Genomic DNA, 14,419 nt, shown 5'->3' with positions numbered 1-14,419 from the left:
TTAATCGGTGTAAATAATGTCTCCTTTTTCTCTCAATATATCTTTATCAACCCATTTGTAATCGTTTTTTACTGTAGCATCTAAAAGATCTATTGATAAAGCATCTGCTATGTGAGAAGCAACATCAAAAGCATTTTTAATATCCTCTGTTTTGTAAATGGTTATTTTTTTATTTCTGTCATAAAAAATATTAAGAACTATAATGGGGAACGTGTTAGTGGTTTCTGCCGTTAGTGCTCTTACTGTAATATCCTCTGTGGTATTAAATACTGAAATGTAATCTGGATTTTGAAGCGTTTGCCATTTTCCTATACGATATCCTAAAATAGAGTTTGTTTTTCTGTAGGTTTTTGATTCTAGATCTATTTCTGAGCCTTCAGTTTTTAGCATCATCATGCCAAAGAGCAATGGAACTACAGCTAAATACACTAATGATATTATGCCGAGTAGTCCAACAAATATTGCAGCAAGACCTAAAATCATTTTCCAAATAGGTACTTTTCTAGTGTATCTAATAATTGCATCCATAACTACAAATATAATTAATGAAATGAGTAAATCATTACAACCTATAACACAATATATGTTATTGATTTTAATAAAAAATTATTGTTTATCGATAATTTATGTATATTTGTTATTGTTAAACGATAATAATAAATAATGTTTTCATGAAAAAAATTCAATTTTTGAATGGTTTTGTATTACTATTAATCATTTTATATGTTATTAATTTTTTAGGTAATGCGTACCTCACATGGTTCTCAGATTTTTTGACACAGTTTGAACATCTTTATGAAAACTTCATATTTGGGTATTACACACAATTTGTGGGATTGGTGTTTTCTATAATTACATTTATAGGGCTTTTGAGTGTTAAAAGCGGTTTAAAAGAAATCATAAAACAAGGTTTTTTTAATAGTATAAGTGCAGGTAAGTTTATAATTGGAGGGAAATTGTTTTTGATATCTGGTTTATTAAATTTCATATTTAATTTGATACTACTTTTTAGGTCTGAAGAGATGTTGTTTGTAGGTGAAATAGGACAGAGTTTTCTATTAATGATTATAGGGTTTAGCCTTTATATTATTTCTGATATTTTACAAAATGGAAACCTCTTAAAACAAGAAAACGAATTAACGATATGAGAAATAAGAATTTTTTAGTAATTGGTTTGCATGCTTTTTTTGCAATGTTATTTTGGATATTGATTATTGTTTTAGGAACACAAATTGCATTTGAAGCGTTTACTAATGATGGTAAAATAGGTAGTTTTTCAGTAAGTCATCATCACTCAAAAGGATATAGTTTGCCAGTTTATTTGAAAGTAAAAGCGCCAAATGCTGTTTTTAATAATAGTTGGTTTAATATCACTAAAACTGAAACTAATTCAAATGGTTTGAATTGGTCTGCTGGTACATCTGAACGATTTAGCGAGTTAACAGAAAACGATAAGATTGGAGTTAAAAATATTATAGATATTAATTTTCCAAATAATGAAGAGGTTTTTACTACAAATGAATCTGTTAATTATGCAAATAGTGAATTAGTTGTGAAATCAAAAAACTTTAGTTTTTTATTCATCCAACTTTTAAAGGCTTATTTTGGAACAATCATTTTTACATTAATTATTTATTTTTTGATGAAGATTTTTGGACATCTAAAAAGAGATCTAAATTTTACTCCCAAACTATTCAAAATGATAAGAATTATTGGAGCTATCATTATTTTAGATACTGTTTTTGAATTAATTATGAGTTTTATTATTGGTAAGAAGTATGATTTAATTAAAACTGAAACCTTAGTCGATAATGACACATTTGTTGGAGCAATTAGATTTTCTATGAACCCAAGACTAGAGTTTGACTTTATGTTTTTTATTATTGGTTTATCTTTATTAGTTCTTGCTAGTTTATTAAAAAGGGGTAGTCAAATCCAACAAGAAAACGATCTAACCATATAAGTATGCCTATAGTTGTAAATCTTGATGTAATGCTTACTAAGCGCAACATGAAAAGCAAAGACTTGGCAGAGGTTATTGGAATCACTACCGCGAATCTATCTATTTTAAAATCTGGTAAAGCTAAAGCAGTTAGGTTTTCTACTTTAGAAGCTATTTGTGATGCTTTAAATTGTCAGCCAGCAGATATTTTAGAGTATATTAAAGACTAATTACCGTCGTCTATTTGCTAAAAGTGGAGGCGGTTCTCCTGTAAAGGGATTCCATCTGCTTATTGATTTTGCTTCCATACCTGCAGCATTAATAACGGCTCTATCTCCATATCGTTCGCGCATTTTATCTATAGCCTGACTAAGGTGTAAGAGTTTTTCATCGTCTTCAAACAAATCAATTTGATGACCACCTTCTACTAAGTGACTAAACTTTACACCAATTAATCTTACTAATAATCTGCGATTATAAAGTTTGTTATACAATTCTAAAACAATAGGTAAAATATTGTGATCCATTGAACTATATGGAATGCGTTTTTGCTGTGTATAGGTTTGGAAATCTGAGTATCGTATTTTAAAAGTCACACAAGCAGTTAGCTTTTTACCACGACGTAGTTGGTAGGCTAAGTTTTCGGTCATAGCAATAACAATCCCTTTTAATTTAGCAACATCAGTCGTGTCTTTATTAAAGGTGCGCTCTGTAGAAATTGATTTGCGTTCATGATATTGTACAACAGGACTATTATCAATGCCATTGGCTTTTTTCCATATTGAAAGTCCGTTTTTACCCAACACTTTATGCATCAATTCCATGGGCATTTCTTGTACAGTTTTAATCCGTTTTACACCTAAATCACATAAAGCTTTGTAAGTAACATTTCCTACCATGGGAATTTTTTTTACCGAAAGAGGCGCTAAAAATGGTTTTTCGGTACCCGAAATAATACGTATTTCATTATTAGGTTTAGCTTCGCCTGTAGCTATTTTTGAAACGGTTTTATTAAGTGATAAGCCAAATGAAATAGGTAATCCAGTTTCTTTAATGATGCGTTGCCTTAACTCTGATGCCAATTGATGGCAACCAAAAAATTTGTCCATTCCTGTGAGATCGATATAAAATTCATCAACAGAAGTTTTCTCATACAAGGGTACACTTTCTTTGATGACCTCAGTAACATCTTCAGAAAACTTGGTGTAAATACCAGAGTTCCCTCTAAGCACAACCGCTTCAGGGCACAGTTGTTTTGCCATACGCATTGGCATGGCAGAATGCACACCAAATAACCTAGCCTCATAACTGCATGAAGCAACCACACCACGATCACTTGTACCACCAATAAGTACAGGTTTTCCATTAAGGCGACTATCGAGCAAGCGCTCGCATGACACAAAAAATGTGTCTAAATCCATGTGTACTATAGAACGATCATAACTCATAATACTTTAAGGTCTTTAAAACTTTTTTTATTCTGAAATGTGGGATTTGAAGAGTTTACCGTATAACGAGGGTCTTCAATAATGGCAGCACGTTCCATTTGAGAAACTTCAATAGTTACGCAATCAAACTCTACCATTACTTTTCCTGTAATGATATAAATACCTTGACCTCGAAACGGGTATTTTGAAGCTATTGGAGGAAAATGTACTGTATCAATAAAGTCACCATCATAATCTAAAAAGGTTCCAAAATACATACGTTTTCCGTTAGAGGTACTTGTGTTTTTAATGGTTACCAAATAGCCTTCAATACAAATTGTTTTATGCTGAAAATTTATAAGTTGTTTTGCTCTAGTAGGATTTGATGATGCTGTTTGTAACAATTGAAATGGATTACAAAGCGGAAACCCTAACAGCTCTATTTCGTCAAAAGCATTTTCTAGATCTGTACTCGACAGTTTAGGTGTTTCATAATGAATTCTCTCTGTTTTAAATAAAGTCATAATATGCTCTTCAACCACAGTTTTACTAATTTTTAAATGGGCTTGCCATAGTAATTCTCGTTTGTTGATGTTCGTAAATCTAAACGCATTAATTTTAATTAGTATGGATATTTGTTCTACGGAAATTGGCACGCGTTCAATAAAGTCATCTAAACTTAAAAATGGGCCATTTTGCTTGCGTTCTAAAACAATATGTTTGATTGTTTTAGATTCAAAAGCGTGTAAAAACATAAACCCTAAATACATAGATTTGCCTTTTATAATAGCTTGTGAATAACTTGAATTTATGCAAGGTGCTTCTATAATTGCGCCATGCATTCTGGCTTCATGAACGTATAATTCTGTTTTGTAAAAACCACCAAAATTATTAATAGTAGCAGTCATATACTCTAACGGGAAATAAGCTTTTAAAAACAAACTCTGATAACTTTCTACAGCATAAGATGCACTGTGACCTTTAGCAAAAGCGTAACCTGCAAAACTTTCTATTTGTCGCCAAACATCTGTTGTAAAAGCTTCTGGTTGTCCGTCATTTTTACAATTGTTAAAAAACTGCTGTTTCACTTTTAAAAATTCGTCACGCGATCTAAATTTGCCAGACATCCCTCGACGTAACATATCGGCTTCACCTAAGGTGAGTCCGCCAAAATGATGAGCCACTTTAATAACATCTTCTTGGTATACCATCACGCCATAGGTTTCTGGCATTAATTTAAATAATACAGGATGCGCCTCTTTTCGTTTTTCAGGATAGCGATATCTTAAAATATATTCACGCATCATGCCGCTTTTAGCAACACCAGGTCTAATTACAGAACTTGCAGCAACTAAACCTAAAAAATTATCTACTTGTAGTTTTTTAAGCAGCATTCGCATTGCAGGAGATTCAACATAAAAGCAACCAATAGCTTTTGCATTACGAAGTAGGTTTTTAATACGTTCGTCTTTTTTAAAACGTTTGATGTCGTGAATGTCTATTGGTACTTTTTTAGGATGATTATAACGTACAATTTCTACAGCTTCTTTGATTTTTCCTAAACCACGCTGACTTAGGATATCAAACTTATATAAGCCAATATCTTCAGCAACAACCATATCAAATTGCGTTGTAGCAAATCCTTTTGGAGGCATGAAAGTTGCGCAATAATAATGAATGGGTTTTTCAGAAATTAAAATTCCACCAGCATGAATACCTAAATAATTTGGGAAACCTTCTATGTACCTACTGTATTTAATAACAAGCTGTGACAATTGGTCAAGTTTTTCAATGTCGTACTTGCCTTTGGAGAGTATATCCATTTCAGATTTAGGTAAGCCAAATACTTTACCTAGCTCTCTAATAGATGCTCGAAATTTAAAGGTGTTATAAACCGTTATAAGTGTTGTGTTTTTAAACGTTTTGAAAATAAAATTGGTAATATCATCACGATCTCTCCATGAAAAATCAAGATCAAAATCTGGTGGGTTTTGACGAAAAAGATTAATGAAACGTTCAAAATACAAATCGAGTTCTACAGGATCTACATCTGTAATACGAAGTAAATAGGCAACAATGCTATTGGCTCCACTACCACGACCAACATAGAAATAGTTTTTGCTTCTTGCGTATTTGAGAATTTTCCAATTGATTAAAAAATAAGACACAAAGTTTTTTTGTTCAATAATTTTTAATTCTTTTTCAATACGGTCAAAAACACGAGTGCCTGGTTTTTTGTAGCGATAATGTAAACCTTGATATGTGAGTTTTCGTAATAATCTAAAATCTAACTGTTCGTTACTAGTATATGTTTTTTGATTATTTGTTGTTTGCTGTGAAAAATCGAAATCTATACTACATGATGTTATTAGCTTGTTTGTGTTTTCTATAAGTTTTGGAAACTCTTGATAGATGTCACATAATTGTTGAACAGGCAGTAACATATCATTTTTATCGCCTTCTTCAGTGTTTGAAAGTTTACTTAGTAACGTATTATTTGCAATAGCTCTTAATAGTCGATGTGTATTAAAACCTTTTTTATTTTGAAAAGAGATTGTTTTTAAAATGACGAGTTTATGTTGTGAAGTTTTCCATCTTGAGAATTTTAATTCGTTAAGATCTTTTGGTGTAACACCTAAAAACTCATGTTGTTTTAGCTGAAAATGTTTTCCTTTTTGAAATGGATAAATGGTATAAGAGTCCTTTATATTAACTTCTGGTTGCTCAGGAATTTTTAAGGTTTGGTTGTGTAGAAATGTAGATAAGTATGTATTTATATGTTGAAAACCATTATTGTTTTTAGCAATGACTATAAATTGCTGTTGTGCTCCATTTCTAAAATCAACACCAAGAATAGGTTTGATGTTGTATGTGTTTGAAAGTCTTACAAACTCTAAACAAGCAGAAGTGCTATTGATATCAGTAAGAGTTAGGGTGTTTATGCTATGTTTTGACGCTAATGCAAGTAATTGTTTTGGCGATATTGTGCCATAACGTAGACTATAATATGTGTGATTGTTGAGGTACATGAGTTTTTGTATTTCCGAAGAAAACCTCAAAAAATAGATTGGTTTGTATTAATTATTCTGAAATTTTAACGGATTAACAAAATTAACTACTATATGTAGTAGTTGTTGCTTATATTTGTAGTAAATAGTGTTAAAGTCAATTTTTAATGAAAAACATACAAGTAAATATTAAGCATTTGCGATCGCTTAAAAAGTTGTCTCAAGAGCGATTTGCAGACGATTTGGGTTGGTCTCGCTCTATAGTTGGCTCATATGAAGAAGGTAGGAGTGAACCTCCAATAGAGCGTTTGATTGACTTGTCTAACTACTTTAATATTCCCATTGATATTTTGGTAAAAAACGATTTGAGACTTGCTAAGGATACATCGTTTATACAAATAGGGAATAAACGTGTGTTGTTTCCTGTAACAGTAAATGATGATAATGAGGATTTAATTGAGATTGTGCCTACAAAAGCTTCGGCAGGTTATTTGTCTGGCTATGATGATCCGGAATATATAGAGCAATTGCAAAAAATAAAATTACCTTTTTTACCTACAGGTACACATCGTGCTTTTCCTATTAAAGGAGATTCTATGCTTCCTGTAAAAGATGGCGCTTATATTGTTGCCAAATTTGTAGAAACGGTTAACGATGTTAAAAATGGAAGCACTTATATTGTGCTTACTAAAAATGATGGATTGGTGTATAAGCGTATTTATTTACCAGAGCATGATGCTGTGAATTTAGTATTAAGTTCAGATAATAAAGCTTATGAGCCTTATATGGTTTCTAAAGAAGATATTTTGGAACTTTGGGAATTTGCTTGTTGTATCAACACGCAAGAATACGATGAAAAAGAACTTAAAATGAGTAATATTATGGCTATGTTTCAAGACTTAAAAATAGAACTTGAAGCTGTAAAAAATATGTGATATATTGAGAAACCTTTAATACCTAAAAACTATGACTAACAAATTTGATACATTAACATTTTTTTCGCCAAAAGCTATTGAAGGTTCAGCAGCACAATTTTTTGATGCAGGTATTTCGGCAGGATTTCCTTCACCAACAGAAGATTTTAGTGACCATCCATTTTCATTAGATCAAGAATTAATTAAGAATAAGGAAACCACTTTTTATGCCAGAGTGAGTGGGCAATCTATGATTGGAGCAGGATTAAATGATAGTGATTTACTGGTTATTGACCGTAGTTTAGAGCCAACAAATAATAAGATTGCGGTTTGTTTTTTGGATGGAGAATTTACTGTTAAGAGGTTAAGAGTGGCTGATAATCAAATGTGGCTACAACCAGAGAATCCAAATTACCCTATTATAAATATCACAGAAGACAATAATTTTTTAATTTGGGGTATTGTAACCAATGTGATTAAGAAAGTATAATATAGATTTATAAAAAAAACGCCAAACAATTAAGTTTGGCGTTTTTTATATGTTTAAATAAAGAATTACTTAGTCTGCTAATATAATTACTTTATTATCTTTCATTTCAAGTGTTCCAGAAGATATTGGTAACCAAAATCCTTTGTCAGATTTGTTGAATAATTTTTCAACAGTTTCTTCTAAGGTAATATTACCATTAATTTTAACGTTACCTTCTTTTAATAATGAAATTACAGGAGCGTGATTATTTAACAATTCAAACTCACCCATAACTCCAGGAAGTGTTACGCTAGTAACTTCTCCGCTAAATAATGTAGCTTCTGGTGATACAATTTCTAAGTGCATAGTTTTTTAAATTTGCAGTTTACAGTTTTGCAGTCGCTATGAGGACTTGCATACTGAATACTGATTTACGCTTCTGCAAGCATTTTTTCTCCAGCTTCAATAGCTTCTTCGATAGTTCCTTTAAGGTTAAACGCAGCTTCTGGTAAGTGATCTAATTCACCATCCATAATCATGTTAAATCCTTTAATTGTTTCTTTAATGTCAACTAATACACCTTTAAGACCAGTAAATTGTTCTGCTACGTGGAAAGGTTGAGATAAGAAACGTTGTACACGACGTGCACGGTTTACTGCCATTTTATCTTCTTCAGATAATTCTTCCATACCTAAGATGGCAATAATATCTTGTAATTCTTTATAACGTTGTAATAACTCTTTTACACGAGTTGCACAATTGTAGTGCTCATCACCTAAAATATCTGCTGCTAAAATACGAGATGTAGAATCTAATGGATCTACGGCAGGATAAATACCAAGCTCAGCAATTTTACGAGATAATACAGTTGTAGCATCTAAGTGAGCAAAGGTTGTAGCAGGAGCAGGATCGGTTAAATCATCTGCAGGTACGTAAACCGCTTGAACAGATGTAATAGATCCTTTTTTAGTTGAAGTAATACGTTCTTGCATTGCACCCATTTCGGTTGCTAATGTTGGTTGGTAACCTACTGCAGAAGGCATACGGCCTAATAATGCAGATACCTCAGATCCAGCTTGTGTAAAACGGAAAATGTTATCTACGAAAAATAGTACATCTTTTCCTTGTCCTTCACCAGCACCATCACGGAAATATTCTGCTATAGTTAATCCTGAAAGTGCTACACGAGCACGAGCTCCAGGAGGCTCATTCATTTGTCCGAAAACGAAAGTTGCTTTAGAATCTTTCATTGCTTCTTTATCAACTTTAGATAAATCCCATCCGCCTTCTTCCATAGAGTGCATGAAGTCATCACCATATTTGATAATTCCAGATTCTAACATTTCACGAAGTAAATCGTTACCCTCACGAGTACGTTCTCCTACACCAGCAAATACAGAAAGTCCACCGTGACCTTTTGCAATGTTGTTAATTAATTCTTGAATTAATACTGTTTTACCTACACCAGCACCACCAAATAAACCAATTTTACCACCTTTTGCATAAGGCTCAATTAAATCGATTACTTTAATACCAGTAAATAAAACTTCTGTAGATGTTGATAAATCTTCAAATTTTGGTGCTTGTCTGTGAATTGGTAAACCGCTATCACCAGATTTTGGTAAATCTCCAATACCATCAATTGCATCTCCAATTACGTTAAAAAGACGTCCGTAGATATCTCCTCCAATTGGCATTTGAATAGGTGCACCTGTAGCAGAAACTTCAGTTCCTCTACTTAGACCATCAGAAGAGTCCATCGCAATTGTACGAACTGTATCTTCACCAATGTGAGATTGTACTTCTAATACTAAAAGAGATCCATCAGCTTTTTTAATTTCTAAAGAATCATAGATTTTTGGAAGTTCAGTACCAGCTCCGAATTCTACATCGATAACTGGACCTACTATTTGTGCAACTTTACCTGTAACTTTTGACATTACTTATGTGTTTAATGTTTAGATATTTCAATTGAAAAAACGTTTAATACTCAATCAAGTTAAGCACTCCGTTTTCGCGCTGCAAAGATATATTTTTTAATTTAAAACTAAAGTCTATTTTTCGGCTTTTTTCAGTATAAAAAAACACCACCTTTTAATACTTCAAAAAGATGGTGTTTTATGTCTATATGTTAACTAAGAGTTATTGCAGTGTAGGCGAGTAATTAGTTGGGTAGTTACCAACATCTACAAAATTACCTGAAGCTTCAAAATTAGAACCATAAGTTAAATCAATTGCTCTCATAAATTCATTTGCAATTAGTGCATAGCCTCTAGCATTTGGGTGTACACCATCTAAAGAGAACGCACCACCTGTTACTAAATTTCCAGTAAGTGTAAAATCTCCAGTCATGATTCCGCCATTTGCTAGTTGTGTCATTAAGCCGTTAGTATCAACGAATGCTAAGCCAGCTTGACTTGCACTTGCAGAGATTGTTGCATTGAAACCTGTAGTTGCTTGTGCTATTTCAGCTTGTTCTGTAGGTAAAAGTACCCATTTGTCTTCTAAAGGTAATGAAACACCTTCAACAGAAAATTGACCTGCTAATGCAGGAGGCAGACCTTGAGTTCCTAAAAACGTAGCAAAATCTTCATTTACTGTTCCAATTATAGAAGAACTTGGTAATACTAATAAATCATTTGCTGTAGCTTGTCTTGATTGGCCATAAACAAGACCTAATAAGTTAGCAACTGCTGGAGCAGCTGAAGCAGGCAAACCGAAAGATTGGATAAATGCTGGAAATGTTGGACTTGCATTAAATACTGCAGCCATTTCAGTAGATAAATCCATTAGGCTCTCATCATGTATAACTACAGGACTTGCAGCAGTTTCAGAAAAAACAATTTGACGATCTGTAGCATTTGGCACGCCTTGACTTTCTAAAAAAGTATATACATCGTTGATTTGTCCAAAAATTCCATTTAAAGTTGGAATTAATGGTCCAAAGTCTTCGTTGGTTGGGTCTAATGGTGCATGTGGCACTGTTGTGAAATAAGGAATCGTGGTTACATCTGGAATATTAGCAACAACACCTTGAGCACCTTGAGATGTCAATGTAGTTATTAATGTACCGTAGGCAAAATCAAAAGTAGCTTGATCTGTTAATGCTCCAGAAGCTCCTCCAGACGTTGCGTATCCTAATACGTCATTATTACCAATCCATAATGAAAAAAATGAAGGCGTTTGAGCCATCGCTAATTCTATAATAGAGGCATCAGTATTTCCTGATACTCTTATAGCATATGGATTTGCAGCAGCAGGGAAATTAGCTAAGTTACCATAGCCATTTCCTAATAAGTGAAAGCTTAATGCTCCTGGCACTCCTAAATTACTAAATGGTCCAGAAGGAGGATTTGTTAATTCGGTAGAAACAGAAACAGGACCAATAAGAGATTCTAATGCCACAGGGCCAGCTCCTCCAAAAACGAGTCTAGGTTCAAGTATTCTTGTACCTGATAGTGTCATACCACCAAAATTATCATTCATTAATGGTTGTGTAAATTCACCACCACCAACTAGAGCAAATTTTTGAGATAAGGTATTTGGAAATGAGTTTTCTTGACCTGCTATAAATAAGGCATTATCTGTGAATCCTGCTGTTAGAGAATTTCCTAATGATACATACTTAGAAAAGTCTGCAGATCCTGCTGTTAATGTGGGCAGTACAACTTCAGGTTCTGTCATCTCATAATCTTCTTCGTCGTTACAAGCTGTAAAGCCTATAAGTACGGCAGATAGTAATATATATTTTATAGTTTTCATTATTGTAAATTTTATAAGTTATTAATTGTCCAAGATGCATAATACATAGAACCTATAAATCCAGTTCCAAAAGCTGTAAAGTATTCATCTCCTGTTAAGTTAGTTGCACCAACTTTAAATGAAGATTTTAAACTTGGAATTCTGTAATTAATTTGAGCATCTAAAACGTGGAACTCAGGAACTACTCCGTCTCCAAAAGTTGCTTCCCAGAAATAATCATCACTAAATCTATAAGCGATATTAAATCCGAAGTTTTTGAATACGTCTGTATGACCAAAATTAGCTTTAAACTTATGTTCAGGAGTATTAAAGTTTGTTATAAAATTTGGATATTTATTTTCATCAAAATCTAATTTTGAATAGGTGTAACTACCTCCTAAATCAAAACCGCCAAATACTTTGGTAGAAACTCCAATAGCAGCACCATAAGAATTTACTTCTGCTTTTGCATTTGTATAAGCACTGTAGCCTTGAAAATCACCATTCACTATTGCTAATACTGATAATGAACCGTCACCAGCTGTACCATAAAGAGGTGAAGCTACACGTTCTTGAGAAATGAAATCTTTATAGCTGTTATAGTATACACTTAAATCAATGATAAACTTCTTTACTTTACCTCTATATCCTATTTCTGCGGAAGTAACTTGCTCTGGTTTTATTAATGCAGAGTTTGCAACTTCTAGTACAGTTGGGTCTCCTGTTGCGGCAAAATCTTCTAATGAACTAGCAGAGTATGAATTAGTATATGGAGCAGCACCTGTTTGTGTAACAGTTGCAGGTTGTCCTAACTCTTGTCCTGCAGCACTAACCGCTAAATTTCTTGACCATCGGTCTAAGTTTGTAGGAGCAGAACCAACTAAAAAGCCTTGACCAGAATCTAAACCAATAAATAAATCTTGAGTTGTAGGGTTTCTAAATCCTTTTTGCACAGAAGCTCTTATGTTGTGATTTCTATTTACTGATAAACCTGCAGATATTCTAGGAGAAAAGAAACCATCAAAAAATTCGGATTTATCATAGCGAACAGAACCTGTTAATTTCAATTCCATATCATCAGTTAATTCTAAGTTTTTTTGAACTTGCGTATACACACCAAATTCAGAATAATCAATAGGACCATCAGTATCTGTATAGATAGTACCACCAGAATTTAAGCTGTATTGTCTATAAGAACCACCAACTTGAATATCGGCAAAGTCAATAAGATGACTAAAATTATAATTTGCATCAGAGTGGTAATATTTTGAAGCATCTTGAAATTTAGAACCTGTTAATAGATTTGGATCATTAATACTTCTATTAAATGCTGCATCGTACTCAGGTGTTCCTGGTGCAAAACGCCCAGATTCTGCTTGAGCTCTTGCTATGGCATGAGCTTGTTCATTAGTAGCTCCACTTAATGTTGATTGAACATAAGCACCAGTATATTCTCCAAAATACGTGCTATGATCTTTCCATTCATTTAAAATTTGAATACCTGTAAATACCATATCGTATGATTTTCCAGCTTTATCAGCTACTACGTAACCTCTAACGAAGAAATTATCATTCTTAACTTCTAATTTATGCTGTTCTTGAAAGAAACCATCAATATTATATCTATTTAAACCTTGATAAATTGTTGTACCTGTACCTACTTTACCAACATATGATATTTCTAAACTATTATCTTCAATAGGACGGTAATATAATCCCCAATCTGCTTTAATACTTTCAGCATTATAATCGGTTAAATCACTTTCATTATACCCTATTCTTGTGACTCTTTGCGAAGGTACTAATGCATTTGCGCCTGCTGGTAAAACACCTAATCCCTCTAAGGTTAATGCAACATCTTTAATGTTTGCACCTACTTCATCACCATAAACGTTAACACCATTATAGCTTAAATTTGACTCTCTAGTTCCACCTTCTAAGTCTTTATCAACAATACTTGTTGCAGCCCAATCGGTACCTTGTAAGAAGCCGAAATTTGCTTTGGCAGCAAACTTGTCACTGAATTTATAGGCCATTCTAACACCTATATCTGTATATTCATTTTCGCCAGCTGCTTCTTGAGATGTAATACCTCTTTTTATAGAAACACTTATGCCTTGATGATCAAAAGGATTTTTACTACGCATAAATAAAATACCATTAAACGCGTTTGCGCCATATAGAGCAGATGATGCACCAGGTAATAATTCTACACTTTGAACATCTGTTTCTACCATACCTACTAAATTTCCTATAGGAAAGTTTAATGCAGGTGTCGAGTTGTCCATTCCATCAACCAATTGCATGAATCTATTATTAGCGAATGTTGCAAAACCTCTTGTGTTTACTGATTTAAATGTTAAACTGTTTGTATTAACGTCAACGCCTTTAAGGTTTTCTAAACCATCATAAAAATCTGCAGAGGCAGTATTTTTAATTTCCTTTAGACCAAATCGTTCAACGGTAACAGGAGATTCAAATATACGTTCTGGAGTTCTTGAAGCAGAAATAACGACTTCATCAAGAGCGCTACCCTCTATCATGGTGATATCAATAGTTTGTGGATTGGTAGTAACTTCTTTTGTTACGCTTTCAAAACCTACACTACTGACTTGGATAGAAAAAGGAGGTGCTTGGTTTACCACTAGCGTATAATTACCATCGAAATCTGAAATAGTACCTGTAGTTGTTCCTACTACGATGATATTTGCACCTGGTAATGGAACACCATTATTATCGATGACTTTACCTTTTACCGTTGTTGTTTGTGCAAAAGTTAGAGCACAACAAAACAGCATCATAATCTTGAAAATTGTTTTCATTTTAGAGAATTAGTTAAATTTAGTAAAGCAATATAAATAATTTAATGACACTGAAATGAAAAAAAGTAAAAAAATTATGCGTGCATAGTAATTTTT

12 protein-coding genes are annotated in these 14,419 nt (G+C 33.1%); 5 read left to right on the top strand and 7 right to left on the bottom strand.

The features are described 5' to 3' along the window. The gene (locus TD29_RS10610; RefSeq protein ID WP_040280564.1) at positions 1 to 528 is read right to left on the bottom strand and encodes a hypothetical protein; all 528 of its coding nucleotides are present in this window, start codon (positions 526 to 528) and stop codon (positions 1 to 3) included. A gap of 143 nt (positions 529 to 671) precedes the next feature. Between TD29_RS10610 and TD29_RS10605 the strand changes: the two genes are divergently transcribed. The 3 genes from TD29_RS10605 to TD29_RS10595 are packed head-to-tail and all read left to right on the top strand — an operon-like array spanning position 672 to position 2,172. Next, positions 672 to 1,148 (top strand): DUF2975 domain-containing protein, encoded by a 477-nt coding sequence (locus TD29_RS10605; protein WP_040280563.1) that lies wholly within the window; start codon positions 672 to 674, stop codon positions 1,146 to 1,148. Continuing rightward, the gene (locus TD29_RS10600; protein WP_040280561.1) at positions 1,145 to 1,963 is read left to right on the top strand and encodes a DUF2975 domain-containing protein; all 819 of its coding nucleotides are present in this window, start codon (positions 1,145 to 1,147) and stop codon (positions 1,961 to 1,963) included. Before TD29_RS10605 ends, TD29_RS10600 begins: the two co-directional genes overlap by 4 nt. A gap of 2 nt (positions 1,964 to 1,965) precedes the next feature. Next, a complete protein-coding gene (locus tag TD29_RS10595; RefSeq protein ID WP_040280560.1) occupies positions 1,966 to 2,172 on the top strand; it encodes a helix-turn-helix domain-containing protein in 207 nt (68 codons plus the stop codon). Here TD29_RS10595 and dinB read toward each other — a convergent pair whose 3' ends face one another. Together dinB and TD29_RS10585 are read right to left on the bottom strand one after the other, a co-directional pair. Then, entirely contained in the window at positions 2,173 to 3,390 is a 1,218-nt protein-coding gene (gene dinB, locus TD29_RS10590) for a DNA polymerase IV (protein WP_040280559.1), read from the bottom strand. Further along, positions 3,387 to 6,398 carry a DNA polymerase III subunit alpha gene (locus TD29_RS10585; RefSeq protein ID WP_040280558.1) on the bottom strand — a complete coding sequence of 1,004 codons (3,012 nt, stop codon included), beginning with the start codon at positions 6,396 to 6,398 and terminating at the stop codon, positions 3,387 to 3,389. The genes dinB and TD29_RS10585 overlap by 4 nt, the downstream gene beginning before the upstream one ends. Positions 6,399 to 6,544: 146 nt before the next feature. On the opposite strand from TD29_RS10585, the gene TD29_RS10580 reads away from it, so the two are divergent. Together TD29_RS10580 and TD29_RS10575 are read left to right on the top strand one after the other, a co-directional pair. Continuing rightward, positions 6,545 to 7,312: an XRE family transcriptional regulator gene (locus TD29_RS10580; RefSeq protein WP_040280557.1), complete on the top strand. Its 768-nt coding sequence runs from the start codon at positions 6,545 to 6,547 to the stop codon at positions 7,310 to 7,312. Between the two features lie 31 nt (positions 7,313 to 7,343). Next, the gene (locus TD29_RS10575) at positions 7,344 to 7,781 is read left to right on the top strand and encodes a LexA family protein (protein WP_040280556.1); all 438 of its coding nucleotides are present in this window, start codon (positions 7,344 to 7,346) and stop codon (positions 7,779 to 7,781) included. A 69-nt stretch (positions 7,782 to 7,850) separates the two neighbouring features. Here the strand turns inward: TD29_RS10575 and TD29_RS10570 are convergent, their stop codons facing one another. The 4 genes from TD29_RS10570 to TD29_RS10555 form a co-directional block, all read right to left on the bottom strand. Next, positions 7,851 to 8,126, bottom strand: a complete 276-nt coding sequence (locus TD29_RS10570; protein ID WP_040280555.1) for a F0F1 ATP synthase subunit epsilon — start codon at positions 8,124 to 8,126, stop codon at positions 7,851 to 7,853. A gap of 65 nt (positions 8,127 to 8,191) precedes the next feature. Beyond that, a complete protein-coding gene (gene atpD / locus TD29_RS10565; protein WP_040280554.1) occupies positions 8,192 to 9,700 on the bottom strand; it encodes a F0F1 ATP synthase subunit beta in 1,509 nt (502 codons plus the stop codon). 202 nt (positions 9,701 to 9,902) lie between these two features. After that, on the bottom strand, positions 9,903 to 11,522 hold the full coding sequence (locus TD29_RS10560) for an SGNH/GDSL hydrolase family protein (RefSeq protein WP_040280553.1): 1,620 nt from the start codon (positions 11,520 to 11,522) through the stop codon (positions 9,903 to 9,905). 11 nt (positions 11,523 to 11,533) lie between these two features. Further along, positions 11,534 to 14,323, bottom strand: a complete 2,790-nt coding sequence (locus TD29_RS10555; protein ID WP_040280552.1) for a TonB-dependent receptor — start codon at positions 14,321 to 14,323, stop codon at positions 11,534 to 11,536. Positions 14,324 to 14,419 lie beyond the last annotated feature (96 nt).

It is taken from the genome of Psychroserpens damuponensis (assembly GCF_000826655.1).
In the GTDB taxonomy this organism is placed as follows: Bacteria; Bacteroidota; Bacteroidia; order Flavobacteriales; family Flavobacteriaceae; genus Psychroserpens; species Psychroserpens damuponensis.
Note: the sequence above shows the minus strand (reverse complement) of the source record. Positions and strands in the feature narration are given on the sequence as shown.

Bases quoted from the DNA above. Each gene is read 5' to 3' on its own strand.
- TD29_RS10610 (WP_040280564.1), bottom strand. From the start codon at position 528: ATGGATGCAATTATTAGATACACTAGAAAAGTACCTATTTGGAAAATG.
- TD29_RS10605 (WP_040280563.1), top strand. From the start codon at position 672: ATGAAAAAAATTCAATTTTTGAATGGTTTTGTATTACTATTAATCATT.
- TD29_RS10600 (WP_040280561.1), top strand. From the start codon at position 1,145: ATGAGAAATAAGAATTTTTTAGTAATTGGTTTGCATGCTTTTTTTGCA.
- TD29_RS10595 (WP_040280560.1), top strand. From the start codon at position 1,966: ATGCCTATAGTTGTAAATCTTGATGTAATGCTTACTAAGCGCAACATG.
- dinB (WP_040280559.1), bottom strand. From the start codon at position 3,390: ATGAGTTATGATCGTTCTATAGTACACATGGATTTAGACACATTTTTT.
- TD29_RS10585 (WP_040280558.1), bottom strand. From the start codon at position 6,398: ATGTACCTCAACAATCACACATATTATAGTCTACGTTATGGCACAATA.
- TD29_RS10580 (WP_040280557.1), top strand. From the start codon at position 6,545: ATGAAAAACATACAAGTAAATATTAAGCATTTGCGATCGCTTAAAAAG.
- TD29_RS10575 (WP_040280556.1), top strand. From the start codon at position 7,344: ATGACTAACAAATTTGATACATTAACATTTTTTTCGCCAAAAGCTATT.
- TD29_RS10570 (WP_040280555.1), bottom strand. From the start codon at position 8,126: ATGCACTTAGAAATTGTATCACCAGAAGCTACATTATTTAGCGGAGAA.
- atpD (WP_040280554.1), bottom strand. From the start codon at position 9,700: ATGTCAAAAGTTACAGGTAAAGTTGCACAAATAGTAGGTCCAGTTATC.
- TD29_RS10560 (WP_040280553.1), bottom strand. From the start codon at position 11,522: ATGAAAACTATAAAATATATATTACTATCTGCCGTACTTATAGGCTTT.
- TD29_RS10555 (WP_040280552.1), bottom strand. From the start codon at position 14,323: ATGAAAACAATTTTCAAGATTATGATGCTGTTTTGTTGTGCTCTAACT.